A 23,928-nucleotide genomic window follows, 5' to 3' on the forward strand; every position below is an offset into this window, starting at 1 on the left:
ATTATAATTACTAAATTCAAATTGTTGGAACGCCGTATGAGGGGAAACTCTCACGTACGGTGTGAAGGAGGGGAAAAGATGGAGATAACTTCAAAGTCTTACCTATTCCTATATAAAGCAGTTGAGTTAGAACTAGAGTTAGAAAATAAAGGTAAAAAAGACTTATTAGAAATTGTGCAAGGAATATCTAATATGATTAATATACACTATATAAGACAAAAGGAACCTAAAGGTCTTGGAGATGCTATATATTGTGCAAGACACTTTATAGGTGATGAACCTTTTGCGGTAATGCTTGGAGATGACATTGTAGATAATGAAGTTCCATGTTTAAAACAACTTATGGATTCATACGAGGAATACAGAACAACAATTTTAGGTGTTCAGAAAGTTGATATGAAGGATACAGATAAATACGGTATAATAGCAGCAAAACATATAGAAGATAGAGTTTATAAAGTTAAGGATCTTGTAGAAAAGCCAGATCCAGGTAACGCACCATCAAACATTGCTATATTAGGAAGATATATAATTACACCTGAGATTTTTGATATATTAGAGGACCTTCCGGAAGGTAAGGGTGGAGAAATACAACTTACAGATGCTCTAAAAGAATTATCTAAAAAAGAAGCTATGTATGCATATAATTTCCAAGGTCGTAGATATGATGTTGGAGATAAATTAGGTTTCTTAGAAGCAACAGTAGATTTTGCACTTAAAAGACCTGAGCTTAAAGAAGGATTTATGCAATACTTAAGAAAAATATGTGAAGAATCACAAGGTACACAAAAGTAAATATTAGTGGGGTGAAAATAAATGGCAAATTCAAAGCAAAAACAGAAGAAAAGAAATAAAATGATAGCTATAAGTATAGTTGTAGTACTTGTACTAACAAGTATGACTACTTTATTTAGTTTACTAGCATCTATGATATAAATATTAGCTACTTTTAAGCACAGAGAGTTTAACTACTTTCTGTGCTTTTTTGTGTATTGAAATATATTTTATAGCTGTTGATATATGTAAATTAGACAAAAAATTTATATAAAAAACATATAATCACTACTATATAACTAAATATAATAAATATAACATACTAAATAAATAAAAGTAGCATATATATGTTTACTAAATGGCAAATATAATATATAATTTTCCTTGATAAGACTAACTGAGGAGATGGATGTAATTATGGATAGAAATTTGGCATTAGAACTTGTTAGAGTAACGGAAGCGGCAGCACTAGTATCATCTATGTTTATGGGGAAAGGTGATAAAGATGGAGCAGATGGAGCAGCAGTAGAAGCTATGAGAAGAGCTTTTGAGTCTGTTAAAATAAATGGAGAAGTAGTAATCGGAGAAGGTGAGCTAGATGAAGCCCCAATGCTATATGTAGGGGAAAAGGTTGGTATGGGAACTCCTGATTGTATGGAAGTTGACATAGCAGTAGACCCATTAGATGGAACAACTTTAATAGCAAAGGGATTACCTAATGCAATCGCAGTAATAGCTATGGGAGCAAAAGGAAGTTTATTAAACGCACCAGATACTTATATGAAGAAAATAATAGTTGGACCAGGGGCAAAAGGAAGCATAGACTTAAATAAAAGTCATAAAGAAAATATAGTAAATGTTGCAAAGGCTTTAGGGAAAAGTACTTCTCAAATGACTATAATGGTTCAAGATAGAGAAAGACACAATGATATAGTTGAAGCAGCTAGAAGCTTAGGTGCAAGAATAAAAATGTTCGGAGATGGAGATGTAGCAGCAGGTATAGCTACATGCTTCGAAGAAACTGGTATAGATATGCTTATGGGAATCGGTGGTGGACCTGAAGGTGTAATAACTGCGGCAGCTATAAAATCTATGGGCGGAGATATGCAAGCACAAATATATCCATTAAGTGATCAAGAAAGAGAGAGATGTCATGAGATGGGATTCTCTGATGAAGATATAGAAAAAGTATTAAGTATAGATGATTTAGCAAAGGGAGATGACTTATTCTTTGCAGCTACAGGAATAACAGAAGGGGATTTATTAAAAGGTGTTATACCTGCAAGTGGAAACAGAGCCACAACTCAATCTGTTGTTATGAGAGCTAAGACAGGTACTATAAGATTTGTTGATGCTACACATAACTTAGATAAGAGTGAGATTTTAATAGAATTAATGGAAAAATATAATATGCAATAAATGATATTTATTATATAACACAAAAGAAGCTGCTACATAATAGAATTTTTTTCGGGCAATTGCGCTCCGGGCGTAAATCTAATTTCTTCTCCATGCAGGCCAAAATAAGGCCTGCATGGAGCTAGAAATTAGATTTACGCCCTTTCGCTTAATTTTCCTGCAAAATTATACTATTAGGTGGCAGCCTTTAGTAATTTATATAATAAAATTGTTGTGAAGGGGTTTAAAAAAAATCGGGATTGTATAAAATAGAGGAATAGGGATTAATTTTTTGTGCTTGTTTAGATTTATAATTGTTGACTGTGATGTTAGATGAATGATAAAATATGATGATAAAATGTTTAAAAATAAAGCTTTTCTTGTTCATACCTTTAATTTCCAAAAACTATAAAAACCGAGTTACATAGAGGAGGATTTCTTTGAAATTGAATAATTTAACAATAGATGAGTTAAGTAATAAGACTTTAACTCAATTAAGAGATATAGCTAAAGAAATGGATATTAAATCAGTTACTAAGTACAAAAAAGGTGAACTGGTAGATATGATAATTAATAATAATGCAAATAAAGAAGTAGTAGCAAGTGAAAATGTTTTAAAAAATGACAAGCCGGTTGAAAATAAAAGTGCGGAAGAGAATATTAAAGTGAACTCAAGACAAGAAAATAAACCATATATTAAGCCATACATAAAAAGAGAAGAAAATCAAAATAATTCACGTAATAATGATGGTAGAAACCAAAGAAATGAAAATAGACAACAAAACTATGAAAATAGGGGTCATAGCTCAGAAAATAGACCTTCTAGAAATAATAATTCCAATGGGAATTACATAAACAATGGAAATAATGGTAATGCTATGAATAATAATAGCATGAATAACAAAAACTATTATACTCCAAAGGTTGTTGATGAATCTAAAATAGTGGATGAGTTCAATACTTCAAAAGAAGATGAAGTAATGGGTGTCCTTGAAATATTACCAGATGGATTTGGTTTCTTAAGAGGATCGAATTATTTATCTACTGAAGGAGATGTTTATGTATCGCCTTCTCAAATAAGAAGATTCAATATGAAAACAGGAGATAAAATAAAAGGAATAACTAGACATCCAAAAACAGGAGAAAAGTTTAGAGCACTTTTATATGTTCAAAAGATTAATGATGAAAATCCTGAAACGGCTATTCAGAGAAAAGCTTTTGAATTATTAACTCCGATTTATCCAGAAGAAAGACTAACATTAGAAAGAAGTCAAAGTGATATAGCTACAAGGTTAATAGATTTAGTATCTCCTATAGGTAAAGGGCAAAGAGGATTAATTGTTGCACCTCCTAAGGCAGGTAAAACTAGTCTATTGAAAAATGTGGCAAATAGTATTGCAAAAAATCATCCGAATGTTGAATTAATAGTACTTCTTATAGATGAGAGACCGGAAGAAGTTACTGATATGAGAGAATCTATAGATGGAGATGTAATATATTCAACTTTTGATCAAGTATCAAGCCATCACGTAAAAGTGGCAGAAATGGTATTAAATAGAGCACAAAGACTAGTTGAACATGGCAAGGATGTTGTGATATTATTAGACAGTATCACTAGACTAGCAAGAGCCTATAACTTAACGATATCACCTACGGGTAGAACTCTTTCAGGAGGTCTAGACCCAGGTGCATTACATGGTCCTAAAAAATTCTTTGGAGCAGCTAGAAATATAAGACAAGGTGGATCGCTTACAATATTAGCGACTGCTTTAGTTGAAACTGGATCAAGAATGGATGATGTAATCTTTGAAGAGTTTAAGGGAACTGGAAATATGGAATTAAACTTAGATAGAAAGTTAGCCGAAAAGAGAATATTCCCAGCAGTAGATATCTACAAGTCTGGAACGAGAAAAGAAGATCTTTTACTTAGTGAAGAAGAGAAAACAGCTCTATGGAGGCTAAGAAGAGAAATGAGTAATAATTCTGTGATGGAAGTTACTGATAAAGTCATAGAATTACTTAAGAGAACTAAGAATAATGACGAATTTGTTAAATCGATTAAGGCGCTTTAAACTAAAATAAAAACACCTTGAATCGATAAAAAACTTGTGTTATAATGGTGTAGTTGATAATGTAAAAAGTAAAATTAATATAAAAAATGCAGAAAGAGGTGAAGATAAATGCAAAAGGATATACAACCAAAATACAATGCTGTAGAGGTTAAGTGTGCTTGTGGAAACACATTCATGGCTGGATCTACTAAGGACGAAATAAAGATAGAAATATGTTCAGAATGCCATCCTTTCTACACTGGAAAGCAAAAGAATATAGAAGCTGGTGGAAGAATCGATAAGTTCAAGAAGAGATTCAAAATGGACTAATTTTATAAATGTGGAGTTGGGTAGCCAACTCCTATTTTATTGTAACAAGGGGGTTCTAAGTTATGTACAGACCAGTCAATCATGGATATATAGAGGCTGTTATAGGGCCGATGTATAGTGGAAAAAGTGAAGAACTTATAAGAAGACTTAAAAGAGCTAAAATAGCAAAACAAAATGTTGTGGTATTTAAGCCAAAAATAGATGATAGATATAGTAAAGAAGATGTAGTTTCTCATAGTGGTAATGCAATAAATGCTATTCCTATAAGTAACTCATCTGAAATATACGATTATATAGATAGCAAGACTCAAGTTGTAGGTATAGACGAAGTTCAATTCTTTGATGAAAAGGTTGTTGATATAGCTATAGACCTTGCAGACAAAGGTATAAGAGTTATTGCTGCAGGATTAGATATGGACTTTAAAGGTGAGCCATTTGGTCCTACTCCAAAACTTTTAGCTGTTGCAGAGTTTGTTGATAAAATACAAGCTATATGTTCAGTTTGTGGACAACCAGCTACAAGATCTCAAAGATTAATAGATGGAAAGCCTGCAAGATATGATGATCCTATTATACAAGTAGGAGCAGTAGAAAGTTATGAAGCTAGATGCAGAAAGTGTCATGTAGTTTATAAATAATATATAATAGCCCCTTAAGGTAAGAGAAATAAGTTTTTATAGTATCTACTTTAAGGGGCGTTTTTGTATTATAATAGGTATTATAATTTGTTAATGAGGTGAATGTATGAAGAAGTCGTCTGTAGGGGGTCAAGCTGTTATTGAAGGCGTTATGATGCAGTCAAAGAAAAAAAGAGCAATAGCAGTGAGAAAAAGTGATGGAGAGATTGTTATAGAGAAAAACAAAATAAAAAGTTGGATAAATGAGAAGAATATAAGCAAAATACCTTTTGTAAGAGGTTCATTTGTTTTAATAGAGACAATGATTGAAGGTATGAAAAGCTTGAACTTCTCATCAGAATTTTTTATGGAAGATGAAGAGGAAGATAAGTTTGATCAATTCCTTAGAAAAATATTTAAGGATAAAGCAAATGATGTTATTATCGGGTTTTCTATGGTATTAGCGTTAGTTCTTTCGGTAGGGTTATTTATACTTTTACCAACAGCAATAGGAGGCATGTTCTCTAGGGTAATATCGAGTAATTTAGCTCTTAACTTAATAGAAGGTTTAATAAGAATAGGTATTTTATTTGGATACATAGTATTGATTTCTAGAAATAAGGACATAGAAAGAGTATATCAATATCATGGAGCAGAGCATAAGTCTATTTATTGTTATGAAAATGACTTAGAACTTACAGTGGAAAATGCAAGACAGTTTACAACTCTACATCCAAGATGTGGAACAAACTTTTTATTTATAGTTATGCTAACATCTATAGTTTTATTTTCATTCTTTGGGTGGCCAAATCCATTTGTAAGGATAGTAATGAGAATATTATGTATACCTATAGTTGCGGGAATATCTTACGAAATAATAAGATTTCTTGGGAAATATAACAATAAATTTACAAAAATTATTGCATATCCAGGTATGATGTTACAAAAGTTTACAACGAGAGAGCCAGATGATGAGCAATTAGAAGTAGCTTTAGAAGCGTTAAAAGCTGTATTAGATTAGAAAATTAAGGAGATATTAATGACAATAAGAGAAATAATCATTAAATATTCAGAAGAACTTAAAGATATAAGTGATACTCCGAGACTAGATATAGAATTATTGTTAGAAAAAGCTTTAGGTGGAGTAGATAGATTATATATACATCTGAATATTAATAAAGAATTAACTAAGGAACAAGAAGAACTTTTCTTAGAACTTATAAAAGAAAGGTTAAATGGAAGACCTATAGCTTATATAGTAGGAAATAGGGAGTTTATGGGACTTGATTTTTATGTAAAAGAAGGTGTATTAATTCCTAGACCAGATACAGAGCCTTTAGTTGAAGAAGTTATAGAGCTTTGTAAAGATAGAGATGATGTTAGTATTCTAGATATAGGTACTGGCTCTGGAGCCATAACTGTAAGTTTGGCAAAATATATAGAGAAATCTAAGTTGATGTCATTTGATATATCTGATATACCTTTAGAAGTAGGTAAGAAGAATGCAATTGCCAATGGCGTAGACTCTAAGGTAGAGTTTGTGAAGTCAGATTTATTTAGTGCTATAAAAGATAAAGACATAAGATTTGATGTTATAGTGTCGAATCCACCATACATACCTAAAAAGGATATTGAAACACTTCATACTCAAGTTAAAGATTATGAGCCTTACAATGCCTTAGAAGGTGGAGAAGATGGATTGGATTTTTATAGAGATATAACAGAGCAATCTTTAAGCTATATAAATGAGGATGGAATATTAGCCTATGAGGTTGGTCATGATCAAGCTGAGGACGTATCAGAGATTATGAAAAACAATGGGTATACTAATATATATACTAAGAAAGACCTTCAAGGAATTGATAGAGTTGTTATAGGTTTTAAACTATGATATAATGAAAAATTGATATGCTACAATAAAAGAGGTGAGAGTATGCTAAAAAAATTAGAAGTATTAGAGGATAAATATAGAGATTTAACTGAAAAGATAAGTGATCCAGACGTAATAAATGATCAAAAAACTTGGCAAAAGTATATGAAGGAACATTCTGACTTAGAAGTTATAGTAATGAAGTACAGAGAATATAAGGATGTATTATCAAATATACAAGATTCAAAGGAAATATTACAAGAAGAGTCAGATGAAGAGTTAAGAGAATTAGCTAAGATGGAACTTTCAGAAATGGAAGATCAAGTAGAACCATTAGAAGCTGAATTAAAAATATTATTATTACCTAAGGACCCTAACGATGACAAGAACGTTATAGTTGAAATCAGAGGGGGAGCAGGTGGAGACGAAGCTGCTCTATTTGCTGGAAACTTATTCAGAATGTATTCTAGATACGCTGAAAGAAGAAGATGGAAAATGGAACTACTAAGTGCAAGTGACACTGGTGTTGGTGGATATAAAGAAGTATCTTTCCTTATAAAAGGTAAAGGTGCATACTCAAGACTTAAGTATGAGTCAGGAGTTCATAGAGTTCAAAGAATACCTGCTACTGAATCAGGAGGAAGAATCCATACATCTACTGCTACAGTTGCGGTTTTACCAGAAGTTGATACAGTAGAAGTAAACATAAACCCTAATGACTTAAGAATAGACGTGTTCCGTTCTTCAGGAAATGGTGGACAAAGTGTTAATACTACTGACTCTGCGGTAAGAATAACACATATACCAACAGGAGAAGTAGTATCTTGTCAAGATGGTAAGTCACAATTAAAGAACAAAGAGCAAGCTCTTAAAATATTATCTGCAAGACTTAACGATAAAGCTATAGCTGAACAAAATAAAGATATAGCTGCTGAAAGAAAGAGTCAAGTTGGTACAGGAGATAGATCTGAAAGAATAAGAACTTACAACTATCCACAAGGTAGAGTAAGTGACCATAGAATAAACTTAACGTTATATAAGTTAGATACATTCCTAGATGGAGATATCGACGAAATGCTTGATGCTTTAATTACTGTTGACCAAACAGAAAAGATGACATCAATATAAATCCCTAATTTATTAGGGATTTTTCTTTAACCACTTTTAGGTCATGTTATACATGGAGATTGTATATACTGTTATATAAAGGTACAAGGAGGAGAATATGATACTAAAAGTAACGTTAATAGGGCTTTTAGCAGGTGTCCTAGGAACTGGAATTGGTGGTGTAATATCAGCTATTTTCAGAAAAGAAGTTAATAGATATTTAGACTTTTTTATGGGATTATCTGGGGGAATAATGCTAGCCGTAGTAGTTTTTGACTTAATGAAGGAAGCTATGGATATGATGGGTGTTTTTTATACAGTTTTATTCATATTTGTAGGTGTACTTATTACAATGTTTATAAAAACAAGATTAGACGTATCTAAAGATATGAAGTCGGGGTATCTTATATTTATAAGTATACTTCTTCATAATTTGCCAGAAGGTCTAGCTATAGGTTCATCATTTATGTCAACAGAGGCTTTAGGATTAACACTAGCATTAGTAATTGGAATACATAATATACCAGAAGGCCTAGCCATGGCACTTAGCTTAGTAGGAAGCAAAATGAAAATTACCAAGGTAATACTATTTACAATAATAGCAGGTATACCTATGGGAATAGGAAGCTTCTTAGGTGCATATTTTGGCGGAATGTTTAGCTCTCTTATAGGCGTATTTCTTGCTATAGCAGCAGGTACAATGATGTATGTTGTATTAGAAGAAATATTTCCTAAATCGAGAACTTTATTTTGCATAATAGGATTTTTGGTTGGAACACTAATTGTAAGTTGTTTTTAGAACCAAAAACAAAGGTAGGTATACAAAGGATGAAAACTATTATAAGTAATATAGAAATAGAAGACATTAATATAGAAGAAATAAAAAAACAAGCAAAATTATTAAAAGAAGGAAAAACAGTTATTTTTCCTACAGAAACTGTATATGGATTAGGAGCAAACGCACTAGAGGATGACGCAGTAATAAAGATATATGAAGCAAAAGGAAGACCTAGTGATAATCCACTAATAGTACATATTTATGAAAAAGATGAAGTTTATGATTTAGCTAAAGACATAAGTGAAAAAGCTGAAATCGTAATGGATAATTTTTGGCCAGGTCCTATAACAATAATATTAAAGAAGAAATCTATAATTCCAAATAGAACAAGCGGAGGATTAGATACAGTTGCAATAAGAATGCCGTCTCACAAAATAGCGAGAGAAATAATTAAACAAGCTGGTGTTCCTATTGCAGCTCCTTCTGCAAATATATCAGGAAGGCCATCTCCTACTAAAGCAAAACATGTATATGAAGAAATGAATGGTAGAGTAGATGGAATTGTTTTAGGAGGAGACTGTAACTTTGGATTAGAATCTACTGTGCTAGATATGACTTCTGATATTCCTATGATACTTAGACCAGGAAGTATTACAAAGGAAGATTTAGAAAAAATTGTAGGACAAGTTGAAATAGATCCATCCATAGAAAAGAAAGAAGATAACATAAAAGCTAAGGCACCAGGAATGAAGTATACACATTATTCTCCAGATGCAGATGTATACATAGTATCTGGTAAGGAAGAAGATGTTATTAATAAAATTAACGAATTATCAAAAACTAATTTTGAAAGAGGTCAAAAAACAGGAGTTATGTGTCTTAACAAAAATGTTAATTTGTATAGCTGTGAAGCTGTTGGATTAGGTGACACTTTAGAAGAAGTAGGAAGTAATTTATTTGGTGTTCTTAGAGAAATGGACGAAAGAAAAATAGACATAGTTTACTCAGAAGAGTTCCCGCGTGAAGGAGTTGGACAGGCTATAATGAATAGACTAAATAAGTCAGCTGGTTACAAAATAATAAAAGTGTAAAATATTACTGGTAAAAAGGTGTACATTTGTATATAATATCAGACAAGGGATTTTAGGCAATTAATATTTTAGAGTATAAAAATGTGGAGGAAATACATATGAGAATAGGCTTAGGTTGTGATCACGGAGGATTTAACTTAAAGACAGATATAATACAATATTTAGAAAGCAAAGGAATCGAATGTGTAGATTTTGGAACTAAGAACTCTACAGATTCAGTAGATTATCCATTATATGGAGAAACGGTTGCTAATGCTGTAGCTAACAAAGAAGTAGATTATGGTATATTATGTTGTGGAACTGGAATAGGAATATCTTTAGCAGCAAATAAGGTTCCTGGAATCAGATGTGCTGTTGTGTCTGATGTATTTTCAGCAAAAATGTCAAAGGCTCATAACAATGCAAATATGTTATCACTAGGAGAAAGAGTTTTAGGAAGAGGACTAGCTCTAGAAATAGTAGAAGCGTGGATAAACACAGAGTTTGAAGGAGATAGACACTCTAGAAGAGTTGATATGATAAATGAAATAGAAAAGAAGCATAGCAAGTAGGAGGACGAAAAACATGAGTAAAGTAATAATAACAGATCACCCATTAATACAACACAAAATAACGTTAATGAGAGATGTAAATACAGGGTCTAAGGATTTTAGAGAACTATTAACAGAAATAACAATGTTAATGGGATACGAAATAACTAGAGATTTACCATTAGAAGAAGTAGAAATAGAGACTCCAGTTGTAAAAACAACATCTAAAGTTATAGCAGGAAAAAAATTAGGAATAGTACCTATATTAAGAGCTGGACTTGGAATGGTAGATGGGTTAGTAAACTTAATACCTGCTGCTAAAGTAGGACATGTAGGTTTATACAGAGATCCAGAAACTTTACAACCAGTAGAATACTACTGCAAGCTTCCTCAAGATATAGAAGAGAGAGAAATGATTGTAGTAGATCCTATGCTTGCTACAGGCGGATCAGCTGTTGCAGCTATAGACGTATTAAAAGCTAAAGGAGCTAAGTCAATAAAGTTAGTAAACTTAGTAGCGGCTCCAGAAGGTATAGCTGAAGTTCAAAAATACCACAGTGACGTAGATATATATGTTGCAGCTTTAGATGAAAAATTAAATGATCATGGATACATAGTTCCTGGTTTAGGCGATGCAGGAGATAGATTATTCGGAACAAAATAGTCAAATCATAAAAGAATCTATATTGCTATAGATTCTTTTTGCGTTTAAAAAAACTATATACGGTTTTGATTTTATTAGACAAATAAATTATAAAGGTATATAATATAATTTATGATAAATATTTGACTAAGTTATTGACAAATATAAAAAAGCAGTTATTGATTATGATAATGAAAGAGAGAAGATATTATGAGACCATCATGGGATGAATATTTTATGGAAATAGCTGAAATCGTTAAAAAAAGATCAACTTGTACGAGAAGACAAGTAGGGGCTATTATTGTTAAAGATAAGCAAATATTAACAACAGGTTATAATGGATCTCCTAAGAATCTAGAACACTGTGAAAATATAGGATGTCAAAGGGAAGCACTTAAAATACCATCAGGTGAAAGACATGAGTTATGTAGAGCATTACATGCGGAGCAGAATGCTATTATTCAAGCTGCACATAATGGTGTTAGTATAAAAGATGCTACTTTATATGTAACTACTAGACCGTGTGTATTATGTGCGAAAATGTGCATAAATGCAGGTATTTCAAAGATAATATATAAAGGTGACTATCCAGATGAAATGTCTATAGAAATGCTTAAAGAAGCTGGAATAGAAATGATACAGTTTGTGTAAAAAAAATAAAGTCTTTGCTTAAAAAAACATTTAAAAAACACACGAAAAGTGATAAAATATATCTTATAGCAAAAAAGGTTTCATTATAAAAAAATAAGAAATAAAACTAAAAATAAATTAAAATTTAAATTATTTGAAAATTTTAGCCTTTGTTACACACATATTTATAATTAGTTCTAAAATTCAGATAAAATGGAAAAAATATTATTTAACTAAGAGTACTAGATAAATTATTTCATGATAGTGAGGTATACTATTTAATGAGTAAAAAAAATATATACATAGAAGCTGCGAAAATGCTATCTCTCATAAGCCAAGTTGGTTTGATGATGGTAATACCTATATTTGGATGTATGTTTATAGGTAAGTTTATAGATACAAAACTTAATACGAGTCCTATTTTCATGCTTATCTTTTTAGTTTTAGGTATTGGAGGCGCATTTATGGGAGTTTATAAAACCCTAGTCGTATATACAAAAAGGAAGTGATATCATGAATATAAAGTTACTTAAAGAAATAAAATATGTAACAAAAGGTGTCGTAATATTTAATGCAATTATTATGGCAATACTTTTAATTACGTCAAATTTTAGCAAGCAAATGTTGTTAGGCCTTATTTTTGGTAGTTTGATAGCACTATTAAACTTTAGACTATTGGCTTTAACAATTGAAAAAGCTGTCGATATGCCTGTTAGTAAGGCTCAATTATATACATCATCTAGATATATATTGAGAATGACTATAACAGGTGTAGTTTTAATAGTCTCTGCAAAAGCCCCACACTTAAGCGTTATAGGGGTGGCACTAGGATTATTAAGTCCTAAGTTTGTTATATTATCAAAAAACTTATTAATAGACAAACTAAAAAGAAAGGAGGCGTAAGCTATGAGATATGCTCAATGGGTCCTATATATTGGTGACTTCAAAATAAGTGAAACAGTTATAGTAAGTTGGATGATAATAGCTGCATTAGCTATAGCATCTTATTTCCTAACTCGTAACTTAAAGAAGGTACCTACTAGTAAAACACAAATATTACTAGAATATGCAGTTACGACACTTGTAAAGTTAGTAACTGATACTATGGGAGAAAAAGCAGTTAAAAGAATGCCTAATATGATACCTTACATAGGAAGTTTATTTTTATTCTTTGCATGTTCGAATCTAATAGGTTTACTAGGATTTAGATCTCCTACAACAGATATTGATACAACATTAGCATGGGCACTAATTACATTCTTCATGATTTACTACGCTGGTATAAAAGCTAGTGGACCATCGTACTTTAAAGGATTATTGGAGCCAATACCTGTATTATTACCTTTAAATATTATAGGTGAATTTGCTAAACCAATATCATTAACATTCCGTCCATTCGGGAATATACTTGGTGGTGCAGTTATAATGTCACTTTTATACCAATTCCTAGGATGGCTGTCAACTTTAATTCCAGGGGTATCAATACCGTTTGGTCAGTTGATAATACCAGTACCATTACATTTATACTTTGACTTGTTTGCAGGATTGCTGCAATCATTCATATTTATAATGTTAACAATGGTATTCGTTGGAAATGCTGCGGAAGCAGATTAATAGTAGTTTAATAGAGTTAATAAAGATACTTTATAATATTAAAAGAAAAATCAAAAAAAATTAAAAGAAAATTTTTAAAAACCCAAGGAGGAAATTAAAATGGATTTAACAATGGCACAAGCTATAGTAGCAGCTGGTTCAGCTGTAGGAGCTGGTTTAGCAGTTATAACAGGTATAGGAGCTGGTATAGGACAAGGGTTCGCAGCAGGTAAAGGTGCAGAAGCAGTTGGTAACCAACCAGAAGCTAAAGGAGATATAATATCTACAATGTTACTTGGAGCTGCGGTAGCAGAATCTACTGGTATATATGGACTTGTTATAGCAATAATCCTTCTATTCGCTAACCCATTCATAAAGTAATTTTAGGGTAAGAATATTAGAATAAAAGTCGTAAAGGAGATGGTAACACCATCTCCTAATTACGAATTGTGATTGGTAGAAAGGAGGATAACAATGGAATTTAAGCCACTGATAGACGTATCATATGAATTATTATTTCAAGTAATAAATACTTTTTTAGTGTTTGTACTTTTAAAGAAACTTCTATTCAAGCCGGTATTAGCAGTAATAGAGGCTAGAGAGAAGGATATACAAAATAACTTAGCACAAGGTGAAAAGGCTAAAACAGAAGGTATATCTTTAAAGAAAGAATACGAAGTGAAAATAGAGTCTGCAAAAGCTGAAGGACAAGAAATTGTTAAGAATGCTACATTAAGAGCAGAACAAAAGTCTGATGAAATAATATCTGCAGCTAAGGGCGAAGCTCAAAGCTTAAAAGAAAAAGCTAGCAAAGATGTTGAACAAGAAAGACAAAAAGTTATGAACGAAATCAAGAATGATATATCTGATATAGCATTACTTGCAGCATCTAAGGTTATTGAAAAAGACATAGATAAATCTAAGCATGAAGAGCTAATAAATAACTTTATAAAAGAGGTAGGCGAGGCTAAATGATAAATGTAATAGCAAGTAGATACGCTGAAGCCTTATTTCAAGTAGGAGAAGACACAAATTCAACTACAAAGTTATATGAAGAATTAAAAGCAGTAGTAGATATATTAAAATCTAACAAAGATTTTTATGGTGTTTTAAAATCTCCACTTGTTGGAAAGCTAGACAAGAAGAGCTTAGTCGAAAAAGTTTTTGCTGGCCAAATAAGTGCTAACTTAAATAATTTCTTGAAAATAATAATAGATAAAGATAGAGTATCAGCTATAGAAGCTGTAGAAAAATCTTTTAAAGAATTATTAAACGAAAAGAACAACGTTATAGAAGGTATCGCAATAACTGCGGTTGCTATGGACGAAGATGAAATAAAAGCGCTTGAAGCTAAACTTTCAAGCAAATACAATAAAAATGTTACTTTAGAAAATCAAGTTGACCAGTCTATATTAGGTGGAGTTCTAGTTAGACTTGGAAACGAAGAGATAGATGGTACGGTTAAGTCTCGTTTAGCGAAGATGAAAGACCAATTATCTCAAGTAATATCTTAGAATGGCGGTGAACCCATGAACTTAAGACCTGAAGAAATAAGTTCTATAATAAAAGAACAAATAAAGAATTATGAAAATAAAGTTGAGTTAACTGATACAGGTAGTGTTTTAAAAGTTGGTGATGGTATAGCGAGTGTTTACGGATTAGAAAAAGCTATGGCTGGAGAACTTTTAGAATTCCCTGGTGAAGTATATGGAATGGCTCTTAACCTTGAAGAAGACATGGTTGGGGCAGTTATGCTTGGTAATGACCAAGGTATAAAAGAAGGTGACATCGTTAAGAGAACTGGTGCGGTTGTTTCAGTTCCTGTAGGTGAAGCATTAATAGGAAGAGTAGTAAACTCATTAGGTCAACCAATAGATGGTAAAGGACCAATAAATTCTAATAAAACTAGACCAGTTGAATCTCCTGCAACAGGAATAATGGCTAGAAAATCTGTTCATCAACCACTTGAAACAGGTATAAAAGCTATAGATGCCATGATACCAATAGGTAAAGGGCAAAGAGAGCTTATAATAGGTGATAGACAAACTGGTAAATCAGCAATAGCTATAGATACAATACTTAACCAAAAAGGTAAAGATGTTATATGTATATATGTTGCTATAGGACAAAAGCGTTCTACAGTAGCTCAATTAGTTAATACTTTTGAAAAGCACGGAGCTATGGATTATACAATAGTTGTATCTGCTTCTGCATCTGAATCTGCACCACTTCAATTCTTAGCACCATATGCTGGGGTTACAATGGGTGAAGAATTTATGTTTGAAGGAAAGCACGTGTTAATAGTATATGATGATTTAACTAAGCATGCCGTAGCATACAGAGAGATGTCATTATTACTTAAGAGACCACCAGGTCGTGAGGCGTATCCAGGAGATGTATTCTACTTACACTCAAGACTTCTAGAGAGAGCTGCTAAGTTATCTGATGAATTAGGAGCAGGTTCTATAACTGCATTACCTATAATCGAAACTCAAGGTGGAGACGTTTCTGCATATATACCAACTAACGTTATATCAATCACTGATGGACAAATATACTTAACGCCAGAATTATTCTACGCAGGTATAAGACCAGCAGTTGACCCTGGTATATCAGTATCAAGAGTTGGAGGATCAGCTCAAATAAAATCAATGAAGAAAGTTGCTGGACCATTAAAGCTTCTTTACTCTCAATACAAAGAACTTGCGGCATTCGCTCAGTTTGGATCTGACTTAGACGAAGATACTAAGAAGAGACTTGCTCAAGGGGAAAGAATAGTTGAAGTATTAAAGCAAGGTGAACATCAACCGATAGCTGTTGAAAACCAAGTTATGATAATACATGCAGTAACTAATGACTTATTAGCAGATATACCTGTTAATAACATACAAAGATTTGAAAAAGAATTATATGAATTCGTTAATATAAATTATCCAGAAATAGGAAAGAAAATTCTTGAAAGCGGAGACTTCGCAAAAGAATTAACTAACGCTATAAATGAATTTAAGAAAAAATTTGTTATAGAAGCGTAATCCTTTTTAAAAAAGGAGGTAACTCAAATGGCAGGAATGAAGGAAATTAAAACTCGTATTAAGAGTGTTGAGAGTACTAAGCAAATAACTAAGGCTATGGAATTAGTTGCATCTTCTAAATTTAGAAAAGCTAAAGACAGAGCTGAAAGTGCTAGACCATATTTCAATACTCTATACAGTACTGTACAGGATATAGCTGGCAATACGAGTGGAAATAAAAATGTATTTCTAAAAGAGAGAGACGTTAAAAACGTATGTTATATAGTAATAGCTGGAGACAGAGGACTTGCTGGAGGATACAACTCTAACATTTTAAAAGCTGTGATTGCTCATAACAATTCAAATGGCGGTAAAGTAATTTCTGTAGGTAAAAAAGCTAAGGAATCTTTATCTAAGAGAGGATATGAAATAATAGACTCTATAGAATCTGTAGAAGATGCTGTTTATGAAGATGCAAATAGAGTAGCACAAGTTGCTATGGAAGCTTATAAAAACGGTGAAGTTGACGAAGTTAATCTTGTTTATACAGAGTTTATATCTGCTATATCGCAAGAGCCGAAAGTAGTTAAATTATTACCTGTTACTATAGATAAAAATGAAGAATTAGAATTAAAAAAGAGTAGAGCTGCAGTACAATATTTACCTTCTGCAGATGCAGTATTAGGTTATATATTACCTAAGTATGTATCAGGAAGTGTATACGGAGCTATAGCTGAATCTTATGCATCTGAACAAGCTGCAAGAAGAACAGCGATGGAATCTGCTACTGACAACGCTACTGAAATGATATCGAAATTAGAATTAGTTTATAATAGAGCAAGACAAGCGGCAGTTACTCAAGAGATATCTGAGATAGTTGCGGGGGCTTCAGCTCAATAATAAGGAGGTTAGGACATGGCAAATGTAGGTAAAATAGTTCAAGTCATAGGACCAGTATTAGACGTTAAGTTTGATAGTGAAAAAAGCTTACCTAATCTATTAAATGCATTAGTGATAAAGCACGGAGACGAAGAAATAGTAGTAGAAGTTGCACAACATGTTGGTGGAGACACTGTTAGATGTATCTCAATGAGTTCTACGGACGGACTTGTTAGAGGGATGGATGTTGTAGATACAGGAGCTCCAATAAGTGTACCTGTTGGTAATGCAACATTAGGTAGAATATTCAATGTATTAGGTCAACCAGTTGATGGTAAGGAAGCACCTCAAGATGCTCCTGAATTACCGATACATAGAGAAGCACCAGAATTCGAAGAATTACAACCAACTGCTGAAATACTTGAAACAGGTATAAAGGTAGTTGACTTACTTGCACCATACTTAAAGGGTGGTAAGATAGGTCTATTCGGAGGAGCTGGAGTTGGTAAAACAGTTCTTATACAAGAGCTTATAAACAATATAGCTAAGCAACACGGTGGTATATCAGTATTCGCAGGTGTTGGAGAAAGAACAAGAGAAGGAAATGACCTTTACCATGAAATGGATGAATCTGGAGTTATAAACAAAACAGCTCTAGTATTCGGACAAATGAATGAGCCACCTGGAGCGAGAATGAGAGTTGCGTTAACAGGTCTTACAATGGCAGAATACTTCAGAGATAAAGAAAATCAAGACGTGTTATTATTCGTTGATAACATATTCAGATTCACTCAAGCTGGATCTGAGGTTTCAGCGCTTCTTGGACGTACTCCATCAGCAGTTGGATACCAACCAACACTTGCTACAGAGATGGGTAGATTACAAGAAAGAATAACATCTACTAAGAGTGGATCGATAACATCTGTTCAAGCTGTTTATGTTCCTGCCGATGACTTAACTGACCCGGCACCAGCTACAACATTCAACCACTTAGATGCTAAAACAGTTTTATCTAGACAAATAGCATCTCTAGGGATATTCCCAGCGGTTGACCCACTAGAGTCAAGCTCAAGAGTTCTTGACCCTAACATAGTTGGTAAAGAACATTACGAAGTAGCTAGAGGAGTTCAATCTATATTACAAAGATACAACGAACTTCAAGATATAATAGCTATCCTTGGTATGGATGAATTATCAGATGAAGATAAGTTAACAGTTGCTCGTGCTAGAAGAGTACAAAGATTCTTATCTCAACCATTCCACGTTGCTGAGCAATTCACAGGATTTGCTGGTAAATACGTACCATTAAAAGAAACTATAAGAAGTTTCAAGGAAATACTTGAAGGTAAGTATGACCACTTACCAGAATCAGCATTCTTATTCGTAGGAAGTGTAGAAGAAGCAGTTGCGAAAGGGAAGGAGAGTAGATAATAATGACAAATGAATTTGTCCTTGAGATTGTCACTCCAGACCAAATCTTCTATAATGGAAGTGCTGAAATGATTATAGTTAGAACTACTGAGGGAGACAGAGGCATACTTAAAAACCACAGACCTTTAGTAGCAGGACTTTCTACTGGTACTCTACGTATAAAAAAAGATGGAAACTATAAAGAAGCTAATATTTCTGGTGGTTTCATGAATGTAGATAAAGAAAAGATAGTTATAGTAACTGAATCTGCGCAGTGGATATAAATAAAATATTAGGGACTAGGCATTTTGCCTAGTCCTTTTTTAATTATAAATGTATTACAATGACTTCTTAAAATTTGGAAAGTAGAATTTCTTTTACTAACTCTAAAGAGTTAGTTTTATTCTCTAAACCTAGTCTAGGATTGTCATATTGGATAGTCCACACATAAGCATCTATCAATAGGTACAATAATGTATAAATTTTTCTCCTATGCTCAACCCTTGGATTGGATATTAAAGTCTTATTATATCCTTTTCTGAAATACTTATTAGTTATCCAATTACTTGCAAATTCGAATTCACTATCTCCAAAGAATGACCTATCAGCATCTATAATTGCACATATTTCATAATTACCTTTAGCTTGTTTTATCAAAACATTTCCAGACCATAAATCACCATGCACTAAACTTGCGTCTTTTATTTCATTTAATATATTTTTGGACTTATGTATTGATAGTTTTACTAAATCTAACTCATTTTTGGTATATACTTTATATTTATTTAATTTAAGTTCTATGTTATGATACTCATTTATTATATACTCATACCATGTGTCAAATCCATTTTGTATAGATATATCATAGATTCTACCAAACTTATTAGATTTTATAGAATGTAGTTTAGATATATATACTCCTAAATCTTCATAAAGTTTGTTTTCTGCTTCTTTGCTTAACTCTATACTTGATAAAGTTTTGCTATTTATGTATTCAATAATCATATAATCACGGTTTATTATTTTATTGCTAGTATCACATATCAATATGTTTGAACAAGGAATGTTATTTTCTTTTAGTAGTCTATAAGTATATTCTTCTGATTTCATTAGGTTTTCCTCAAAAGGTAAAAGCAAGTCTTTATTTACAGGGCCAACCCTAAGTATAAGCTCTTTATTAACCTTATCTACTTTTATATAATAGGTTGTGTTAAACAACCCTCCTTGTATAATATTTGATTCGAATTCTATGTTTTCTTTAAAATAATTTTTTAATACTTCACTAATCTCTAAATGTGTTAATTCTTTATAAAGTTTTGAATTTCTGTTCATTTTTATTTCTCCTCAATGACCTAGCCTAAATTGTTAGTTTTGTAGATATATAGTGCCTAATAATACTCATTTACATAGTACTTTTTTATTATAGGCTTAACAATGATTAAACAGGAATTAGTAAAATGAACTATAATTTGTATAGCTTTTATTTAATCTTTTATAAGAGAGTTTTTTTATTTATAAAGACCACGGACAATGTAAATTTATCACAGCATGGTACTTTAAATAATGTAAAATAAAATATATAATTTTAATATGAGTAATATTTAAAAAATAAATAATATAAAATAATAGTGTTTAATAAAGTTTGCATATTACTATAATATGAAAATCTTAAGTAGGTAGCAGAAGGTATTTTTTTAGAAGTAGAATATATATAATAATAAGAAAACAATTTCTTATTTCAGATAATATTTGAATATAATATTTTAATCTATATACAATAGTAATATAGATGTATTGGAGGAATATATGAACATATTAGATATAGGGATAGATATAATTGAAATAGAAAGAATAAAAAACGCTGTTAATAAAAATAATAGGTTTTTAGATAGGAATTTTACAGCTTTAGAGATTGAATATTTCAAATCAAAAAACTTTAAACCGGAGACTATAGCAGGTAATTTTGCAGCAAAGGAAGCTATTAGTAAATCTATAGGTACAGGTATTAGAGGATTTGATCTTAGAGATATAGAAATAGTAAGAAATGAATTAGGTAAACCAATAGTAAAAACGTATAATAATTTAGAAAAGATTTGCATAGATTATAATGTTAGAGAGATAAAAGTTTCTATATCCCACTGTAAAGAATATGCTGTAGCAAATGCGCTAGCTATAATTAAGGAGTGAAAATATGAAAACTAAAAAAGCTAAAGATATAATGACTACAGAAGTAATTGTAGCAAAGAAAGATGATAATATATCAAGTGTTGCAGGCCTATTACTAAAAGAAAAAATAGGAGGCCTACCTGTTGTAGATGAGGAATACAAAGTTGTAGGAATAATTTCAGAAACTGATATTATAAAAAAAGAGAAACATATAGATCCACCTCAATATGTAAATTTATTGCAAGGATTAATTTTTTTAGATGATCTAAAAAAATTAGAAACCGATGTAAAGAAAGTTGCTGCATATAAGGTGGAAGATTTGATGTCTACAGATATAGTAAAAGTTAATGAAAATGACAGTTTTGATGATATAGCAAATATTATGATAAAAAAATCTATTAACAGAGTACCAGTAGTTGATGAAAACAATACATTGAAGGGCATAATATGTAGATACGATATAATAAAAGCAATGTATAATGAATAAACTTAATTAGGGGGGATTGTGTGAAAAAACAGTGGGCTATATTAATTACTACTATTCTTTGCATACTTATAGCATTTGTTGGTTGCCAAAGAAGAGAGTCCACAAAAGAAGAGGTTTATGGAGAGTTCCAAAAGAAAATTTCTAAAGTTGAGGCTTACACATGTACAGCTGAAGTAGAAGCTAAAGGAAATAAAGGCATCCAAAACTACATAATGATACATGACTACAAAAAACCTGATTATTACAAGGTAGGAATTGTTTCGCCAGATCACCTAAAGGGTAAGACTATGGAATACAGTGGTAATAAAATAATAATAAAAAACGCAGATGTAAATGATGAAGTTGAACTACCTAATGTAGGTAAAAATAGTCAGTATCTTTTTATCGGAGACTTTATCAAAAATTATCTTCAAAATGAAGAATTAGATATAAAGTTATCTGGTGATAATTTAATACTTGAAACACAAATACCTGGAGATAGTAAATATTTTAAAAAACAAGTACTATATGTAAATACTAAGACTAAAAATCCAGTAAAGATGGAAATACTAGATGATGAAGGTAATGTTAGATTCAATGTGAACTACAAAGAGTTTGAATATAAGAGCTAAGGGGGACTAAAGAATTGGATTACAAAATAACAGCCCCTACATGGGCGGAGATAAATCTAGATAACATAAGATATAATTTAAATAATATTAAAAGTCGAATAAATAAAGATACTAAAATTTGTGGTGTAGTCAAAGCTAATGCTTATGGTCATGGAGCAGTAGAAGTAGCGAAATTACTTCAAAAAGAAAAAGTAGACTATTTAGCAGTTGCAAGATTAGAAGAAGCCATAGAGCTTGTTCAGAATTACATAACACTTCCTATTTTATGCTTAGGTTATATTCCTAGGGAATCGTTAGAAGTTGCTATAAAGAATAACATAAACATCACAGTATATTCTTTAGAAATGGCTAAATCAGTTCAAGAAGTTTCTAAAAATCTAGATATGATAGCAAATATTCATATTAAGATTGATACAGGTATGACTAGAATAGGGTTTCAACCAAATGAGCTATCTGTTAATGACATAGTGCAAATTAATAACCTTGGAAATGTTAATATTTTAGGTATATACACTCACTTTGCAACAGCAGATGAAGAAAGTAAAGAATTCACGTATATTCAAGCTGATAGATTCAAAAATGTGGTATCAGAACTTGAAGAATTAGGAGTTTATATTCCTATAAAACATGTAGCTAACAGTGCAGCTACAATGGACTGTGACAACTTAGAATGGAATATGGTTAGATGTGGAATTATATTATATGGTCATTATCCATCAGAAGATGTAGATAAAACTAAAATTTCTATAAAGCCAGCTATGACTTTAAAAACAAGAATTGCTTATATTAAAGAAATCGAACCTAATGTAGGTATAAGCTATGGATTAAAGTATGTAAGCGATGAAAAAGAAAAAATAGCAACAATCCCAATAGGATATGCTGATGGATTTACTAGATTACAAAAGAATCCTAAAGTATTAATTAAGGGAGAGGCCTTCGATATAGTTGGTAGAATATGTATGGATCAATGCATGGTGAGAATTGATAAAAATATTGACATAAAAATTGGCGACGAGGTTATACTATTTGGGGAAACAGAAATTTCGGCAGAAGATATAGCAAATGATTTAGGAACTATAAACTATGAAGTGTTATGTATGGTACAACGAAGAGTAGAGCGTGTCTATTTGGAAAGAAATGCAATTGTACAAGTGAACAGTTATTTGGTAAAATAGTAATGATAGTATACCCTGGGAGGCGATGTCGTGCACAATAAAAGCAAAGAGAAGATAATGTTTACTTTACCAGATTCTCTAGTGTCTGAAGTTGACCACATTGTTAAGATGGAAAACAGTAATAGAGAAGACTTTGCGAAAGCTGCTTTTCAGTTCTATATAACCCAAAAAAAGAAAATAGATTTTAAAGAGTCTATGATCAAGGGTTATAAAGAAATGGGTCAAATTAACCTATCATTAGCTGAGCTAGGCATGACAGATGAAGTATCTTCCGACGACGACTTGGAAGGAAAAATAGCTCAAGGTGACTATTAGCCTGGACATAAAACGTGGAGACTTGTATTATGCGGATTTAAGTCCAGTTGTAGGATCAGAACAAGGTGGTGTAAGACCAGTTTTGATAATACAAAATAATATAGGTAACAAATACAGTCCAACAGTGATAGTAGCCGCTATAACATCTCAAATAAACAAGGCTAAATTGCCTACACATATTGAGATAAGCGCTAATGAATATGGGCTTAATAAAGATTCAGTTATTCTCTTAGAACAAATCAGAACTATTGATAAAAAAAGGCTAAGAGAAAAAATTGGTTGTCTAGATGAGAACATGATGGTAAAAGTGGATAATAGTCTACAGATAAGTTTGGGGCTATTTAATGTATGAAAATTATTGATATTGTCAAATATCAATAATTTTTTTGTATTTATGTAAAATTTTGAAATAAAAATGATATAATATTATGGATTGAAAGAAATTATACACTACATATTAGT

At 31.7% G+C, this 23,928-nt stretch carries 29 protein-coding genes and 1 pseudogene; 29 read left to right on the forward strand and 1 reads right to left on the reverse strand.

What is annotated here, in order from left to right; all coding sequences use genetic code 11:
- Window positions 1–114: 114 nt before the first annotated feature.
- From ACI48P_RS21095 to atpC, 23 genes and pseudogenes are all read left to right on the forward strand, one after another.
- A pseudogene (locus ACI48P_RS21095) lies at window positions 115–795 on the forward strand (UTP--glucose-1-phosphate uridylyltransferase); the annotation flags it as partial.
- Between the two features lie 396 nt (window positions 796–1,191).
- Window positions 1,192–2,193 carry a class II fructose-bisphosphatase gene (gene glpX, locus ACI48P_RS21100; RefSeq protein WP_475219330.1) on the forward strand — a complete coding sequence of 334 codons (1,002 nt, stop codon included), beginning with the start codon at window positions 1,192–1,194 and terminating at the stop codon, window positions 2,191–2,193.
- Window positions 2,194–2,612: 419 nt separating this feature from the next.
- A complete protein-coding gene (rho, locus tag ACI48P_RS21105) occupies window positions 2,613–4,244 on the forward strand; it encodes a transcription termination factor Rho (protein WP_475219332.1) in 1,632 nt (543 codons plus the stop codon).
- 108 nt (window positions 4,245–4,352) lie between these two features.
- The gene (gene rpmE, locus ACI48P_RS21110) at window positions 4,353–4,553 is read left to right on the forward strand and encodes a 50S ribosomal protein L31 (RefSeq protein WP_475219333.1); all 201 of its coding nucleotides are present in this window, start codon (window positions 4,353–4,355) and stop codon (window positions 4,551–4,553) included.
- A 62-nt stretch (window positions 4,554–4,615) separates the two neighbouring features.
- Window positions 4,616–5,191, forward strand: a complete 576-nt coding sequence (locus tag ACI48P_RS21115; protein ID WP_475219334.1) for a thymidine kinase — start codon at window positions 4,616–4,618, stop codon at window positions 5,189–5,191.
- Window positions 5,192–5,297: 106 nt separating this feature from the next.
- Window positions 5,298–6,191: a DUF1385 domain-containing protein gene (locus ACI48P_RS21120; protein WP_475219335.1), complete on the forward strand. Its 894-nt coding sequence runs from the start codon at window positions 5,298–5,300 to the stop codon at window positions 6,189–6,191.
- Window positions 6,192–6,209: 18 nt separating this feature from the next.
- The gene (gene prmC, locus ACI48P_RS21125) at window positions 6,210–7,061 is read left to right on the forward strand and encodes a peptide chain release factor N(5)-glutamine methyltransferase (protein WP_475219337.1); all 852 of its coding nucleotides are present in this window, start codon (window positions 6,210–6,212) and stop codon (window positions 7,059–7,061) included.
- A gap of 42 nt (window positions 7,062–7,103) precedes the next feature.
- On the forward strand, window positions 7,104–8,168 hold the full coding sequence (gene prfA, locus ACI48P_RS21130) for a peptide chain release factor 1 (protein ID WP_475219338.1): 1,065 nt from the start codon (window positions 7,104–7,106) through the stop codon (window positions 8,166–8,168).
- A 97-nt stretch (window positions 8,169–8,265) separates the two neighbouring features.
- Window positions 8,266–8,946: a ZIP family metal transporter gene (locus tag ACI48P_RS21135; RefSeq protein WP_475219340.1), complete on the forward strand. Its 681-nt coding sequence runs from the start codon at window positions 8,266–8,268 to the stop codon at window positions 8,944–8,946.
- Window positions 8,947–8,975: 29 nt separating this feature from the next.
- A complete protein-coding gene (locus ACI48P_RS21140) occupies window positions 8,976–10,016 on the forward strand; it encodes an L-threonylcarbamoyladenylate synthase (RefSeq protein ID WP_475219342.1) in 1,041 nt (346 codons plus the stop codon).
- Window positions 10,017–10,114: 98 nt separating this feature from the next.
- Complete coding sequence (gene rpiB, locus ACI48P_RS21145) at window positions 10,115–10,567, forward strand: ribose 5-phosphate isomerase B (RefSeq protein ID WP_475219343.1); 453 nt, start codon at window positions 10,115–10,117, stop codon at window positions 10,565–10,567.
- A 13-nt stretch (window positions 10,568–10,580) separates the two neighbouring features.
- Window positions 10,581–11,210, forward strand: coding sequence for a uracil phosphoribosyltransferase (gene upp, locus ACI48P_RS21150; RefSeq protein ID WP_475219345.1), 630 nt, complete (start codon window positions 10,581–10,583; stop codon window positions 11,208–11,210).
- A 189-nt stretch (window positions 11,211–11,399) separates the two neighbouring features.
- A complete protein-coding gene (locus tag ACI48P_RS21155) occupies window positions 11,400–11,840 on the forward strand; it encodes a deoxycytidylate deaminase (protein WP_475219347.1) in 441 nt (146 codons plus the stop codon).
- A 260-nt stretch (window positions 11,841–12,100) separates the two neighbouring features.
- The gene (locus ACI48P_RS21160) at window positions 12,101–12,328 is read left to right on the forward strand and encodes an AtpZ/AtpI family protein (protein ID WP_475219349.1); all 228 of its coding nucleotides are present in this window, start codon (window positions 12,101–12,103) and stop codon (window positions 12,326–12,328) included.
- A gap of 4 nt (window positions 12,329–12,332) precedes the next feature.
- The gene (locus ACI48P_RS21165) at window positions 12,333–12,722 is read left to right on the forward strand and encodes an ATP synthase subunit I (RefSeq protein WP_475219351.1); all 390 of its coding nucleotides are present in this window, start codon (window positions 12,333–12,335) and stop codon (window positions 12,720–12,722) included.
- A 3-nt stretch (window positions 12,723–12,725) separates the two neighbouring features.
- Window positions 12,726–13,433: a F0F1 ATP synthase subunit A gene (gene atpB, locus ACI48P_RS21170; protein ID WP_475219352.1), complete on the forward strand. Its 708-nt coding sequence runs from the start codon at window positions 12,726–12,728 to the stop codon at window positions 13,431–13,433.
- Between the two features lie 111 nt (window positions 13,434–13,544).
- Window positions 13,545–13,793, forward strand: a complete 249-nt coding sequence (atpE, locus tag ACI48P_RS21175; RefSeq protein ID WP_475219392.1) for an ATP synthase F0 subunit C — start codon at window positions 13,545–13,547, stop codon at window positions 13,791–13,793.
- Window positions 13,794–13,886: 93 nt separating this feature from the next.
- Window positions 13,887–14,387, forward strand: a complete 501-nt coding sequence (gene atpF, locus ACI48P_RS21180; RefSeq protein WP_475219354.1) for a F0F1 ATP synthase subunit B — start codon at window positions 13,887–13,889, stop codon at window positions 14,385–14,387.
- Window positions 14,384–14,926: a F0F1 ATP synthase subunit delta gene (locus ACI48P_RS21185; RefSeq protein WP_475219356.1), complete on the forward strand. Its 543-nt coding sequence runs from the start codon at window positions 14,384–14,386 to the stop codon at window positions 14,924–14,926. Before atpF ends, ACI48P_RS21185 begins: the two co-directional genes overlap by 4 nt.
- A gap of 15 nt (window positions 14,927–14,941) precedes the next feature.
- Window positions 14,942–16,444: a F0F1 ATP synthase subunit alpha gene (gene atpA / locus ACI48P_RS21190; RefSeq protein ID WP_475219358.1), complete on the forward strand. Its 1,503-nt coding sequence runs from the start codon at window positions 14,942–14,944 to the stop codon at window positions 16,442–16,444.
- A gap of 27 nt (window positions 16,445–16,471) precedes the next feature.
- Window positions 16,472–17,323 carry an ATP synthase F1 subunit gamma gene (gene atpG, locus ACI48P_RS21195; protein WP_475219360.1) on the forward strand — a complete coding sequence of 284 codons (852 nt, stop codon included), beginning with the start codon at window positions 16,472–16,474 and terminating at the stop codon, window positions 17,321–17,323.
- A gap of 15 nt (window positions 17,324–17,338) precedes the next feature.
- Window positions 17,339–18,733, forward strand: coding sequence for a F0F1 ATP synthase subunit beta (gene atpD / locus ACI48P_RS21200; RefSeq protein ID WP_475219362.1), 1,395 nt, complete (start codon window positions 17,339–17,341; stop codon window positions 18,731–18,733).
- A 2-nt stretch (window positions 18,734–18,735) separates the two neighbouring features.
- On the forward strand, window positions 18,736–18,996 hold the full coding sequence (atpC, locus tag ACI48P_RS21205) for an ATP synthase F1 subunit epsilon (RefSeq protein WP_475219363.1): 261 nt from the start codon (window positions 18,736–18,738) through the stop codon (window positions 18,994–18,996).
- Between the two features lie 67 nt (window positions 18,997–19,063).
- Here the strand turns inward: atpC and ACI48P_RS21210 are convergent, their stop codons facing one another.
- A complete protein-coding gene (locus tag ACI48P_RS21210) occupies window positions 19,064–20,044 on the reverse strand; it encodes a fructosamine kinase family protein (protein WP_475219365.1) in 981 nt (326 codons plus the stop codon).
- Window positions 20,045–20,518: 474 nt separating this feature from the next.
- On the opposite strand from ACI48P_RS21210, the gene acpS reads away from it, so the two are divergent.
- From acpS to ACI48P_RS21240, 6 genes are read left to right on the forward strand one after another with little or no spacing between them, the layout of a single operon-like run.
- The gene (gene acpS / locus ACI48P_RS21215; protein WP_475219367.1) at window positions 20,519–20,899 is read left to right on the forward strand and encodes a holo-ACP synthase; all 381 of its coding nucleotides are present in this window, start codon (window positions 20,519–20,521) and stop codon (window positions 20,897–20,899) included.
- Between the two features lie 4 nt (window positions 20,900–20,903).
- Window positions 20,904–21,365: a CBS domain-containing protein gene (locus ACI48P_RS21220; RefSeq protein WP_475219369.1), complete on the forward strand. Its 462-nt coding sequence runs from the start codon at window positions 20,904–20,906 to the stop codon at window positions 21,363–21,365.
- Window positions 21,366–21,385: 20 nt separating this feature from the next.
- Window positions 21,386–21,976, forward strand: coding sequence for a germination lipoprotein GerS (gerS, locus tag ACI48P_RS21225; protein ID WP_475219371.1), 591 nt, complete (start codon window positions 21,386–21,388; stop codon window positions 21,974–21,976).
- A 14-nt stretch (window positions 21,977–21,990) separates the two neighbouring features.
- Window positions 21,991–23,151, forward strand: coding sequence for an alanine racemase (gene alr / locus ACI48P_RS21230; protein ID WP_475219372.1), 1,161 nt, complete (start codon window positions 21,991–21,993; stop codon window positions 23,149–23,151).
- Window positions 23,152–23,181: 30 nt separating this feature from the next.
- Window positions 23,182–23,466 carry an antitoxin gene (locus ACI48P_RS21235; protein WP_475219373.1) on the forward strand — a complete coding sequence of 95 codons (285 nt, stop codon included), beginning with the start codon at window positions 23,182–23,184 and terminating at the stop codon, window positions 23,464–23,466.
- Window positions 23,456–23,818, forward strand: coding sequence for a type II toxin-antitoxin system PemK/MazF family toxin (locus ACI48P_RS21240; protein ID WP_475219375.1), 363 nt, complete (start codon window positions 23,456–23,458; stop codon window positions 23,816–23,818). The genes ACI48P_RS21235 and ACI48P_RS21240 overlap by 11 nt, the downstream gene beginning before the upstream one ends.
- Window positions 23,819–23,928: the final 110 nt, after the last annotated feature.

It is taken from the genome of Romboutsia sp. LXY-2, assembly GCF_056171995.1.

Bases quoted from the DNA above. Each gene is read 5' to 3' on its own strand.
- glpX (WP_475219330.1), top strand. From the start codon at position 1,192: ATGGATAGAAATTTGGCATTAGAACTTGTTAGAGTAACGGAAGCGGCA.
- rpmE (WP_475219333.1), top strand. From the start codon at position 4,353: ATGCAAAAGGATATACAACCAAAATACAATGCTGTAGAGGTTAAGTGT.
- ACI48P_RS21115 (WP_475219334.1), top strand. From the start codon at position 4,616: ATGTACAGACCAGTCAATCATGGATATATAGAGGCTGTTATAGGGCCG.
- ACI48P_RS21120 (WP_475219335.1), top strand. From the start codon at position 5,298: ATGAAGAAGTCGTCTGTAGGGGGTCAAGCTGTTATTGAAGGCGTTATG.
- prmC (WP_475219337.1), top strand. From the start codon at position 6,210: ATGACAATAAGAGAAATAATCATTAAATATTCAGAAGAACTTAAAGAT.
- prfA (WP_475219338.1), top strand. From the start codon at position 7,104: ATGCTAAAAAAATTAGAAGTATTAGAGGATAAATATAGAGATTTAACT.
- ACI48P_RS21135 (WP_475219340.1), top strand. From the start codon at position 8,266: ATGATACTAAAAGTAACGTTAATAGGGCTTTTAGCAGGTGTCCTAGGA.
- ACI48P_RS21140 (WP_475219342.1), top strand. From the start codon at position 8,976: ATGAAAACTATTATAAGTAATATAGAAATAGAAGACATTAATATAGAA.
- rpiB (WP_475219343.1), top strand. From the start codon at position 10,115: ATGAGAATAGGCTTAGGTTGTGATCACGGAGGATTTAACTTAAAGACA.
- upp (WP_475219345.1), top strand. From the start codon at position 10,581: ATGAGTAAAGTAATAATAACAGATCACCCATTAATACAACACAAAATA.
- ACI48P_RS21155 (WP_475219347.1), top strand. From the start codon at position 11,400: ATGAGACCATCATGGGATGAATATTTTATGGAAATAGCTGAAATCGTT.
- ACI48P_RS21160 (WP_475219349.1), top strand. From the start codon at position 12,101: ATGAGTAAAAAAAATATATACATAGAAGCTGCGAAAATGCTATCTCTC.
- ACI48P_RS21165 (WP_475219351.1), top strand. From the start codon at position 12,333: ATGAATATAAAGTTACTTAAAGAAATAAAATATGTAACAAAAGGTGTC.
- atpB (WP_475219352.1), top strand. From the start codon at position 12,726: ATGAGATATGCTCAATGGGTCCTATATATTGGTGACTTCAAAATAAGT.
- atpE (WP_475219392.1), top strand. From the start codon at position 13,545: ATGGCACAAGCTATAGTAGCAGCTGGTTCAGCTGTAGGAGCTGGTTTA.
- atpF (WP_475219354.1), top strand. From the start codon at position 13,887: ATGGAATTTAAGCCACTGATAGACGTATCATATGAATTATTATTTCAA.
- ACI48P_RS21185 (WP_475219356.1), top strand. From the start codon at position 14,384: ATGATAAATGTAATAGCAAGTAGATACGCTGAAGCCTTATTTCAAGTA.
- atpA (WP_475219358.1), top strand. From the start codon at position 14,942: ATGAACTTAAGACCTGAAGAAATAAGTTCTATAATAAAAGAACAAATA.
- atpG (WP_475219360.1), top strand. From the start codon at position 16,472: ATGGCAGGAATGAAGGAAATTAAAACTCGTATTAAGAGTGTTGAGAGT.
- atpD (WP_475219362.1), top strand. From the start codon at position 17,339: ATGGCAAATGTAGGTAAAATAGTTCAAGTCATAGGACCAGTATTAGAC.
- atpC (WP_475219363.1), top strand. From the start codon at position 18,736: ATGACAAATGAATTTGTCCTTGAGATTGTCACTCCAGACCAAATCTTC.
- ACI48P_RS21210 (WP_475219365.1), bottom strand. From the start codon at position 20,044: ATGAACAGAAATTCAAAACTTTATAAAGAATTAACACATTTAGAGATT.
- acpS (WP_475219367.1), top strand. From the start codon at position 20,519: ATGAACATATTAGATATAGGGATAGATATAATTGAAATAGAAAGAATA.
- ACI48P_RS21220 (WP_475219369.1), top strand. From the start codon at position 20,904: ATGAAAACTAAAAAAGCTAAAGATATAATGACTACAGAAGTAATTGTA.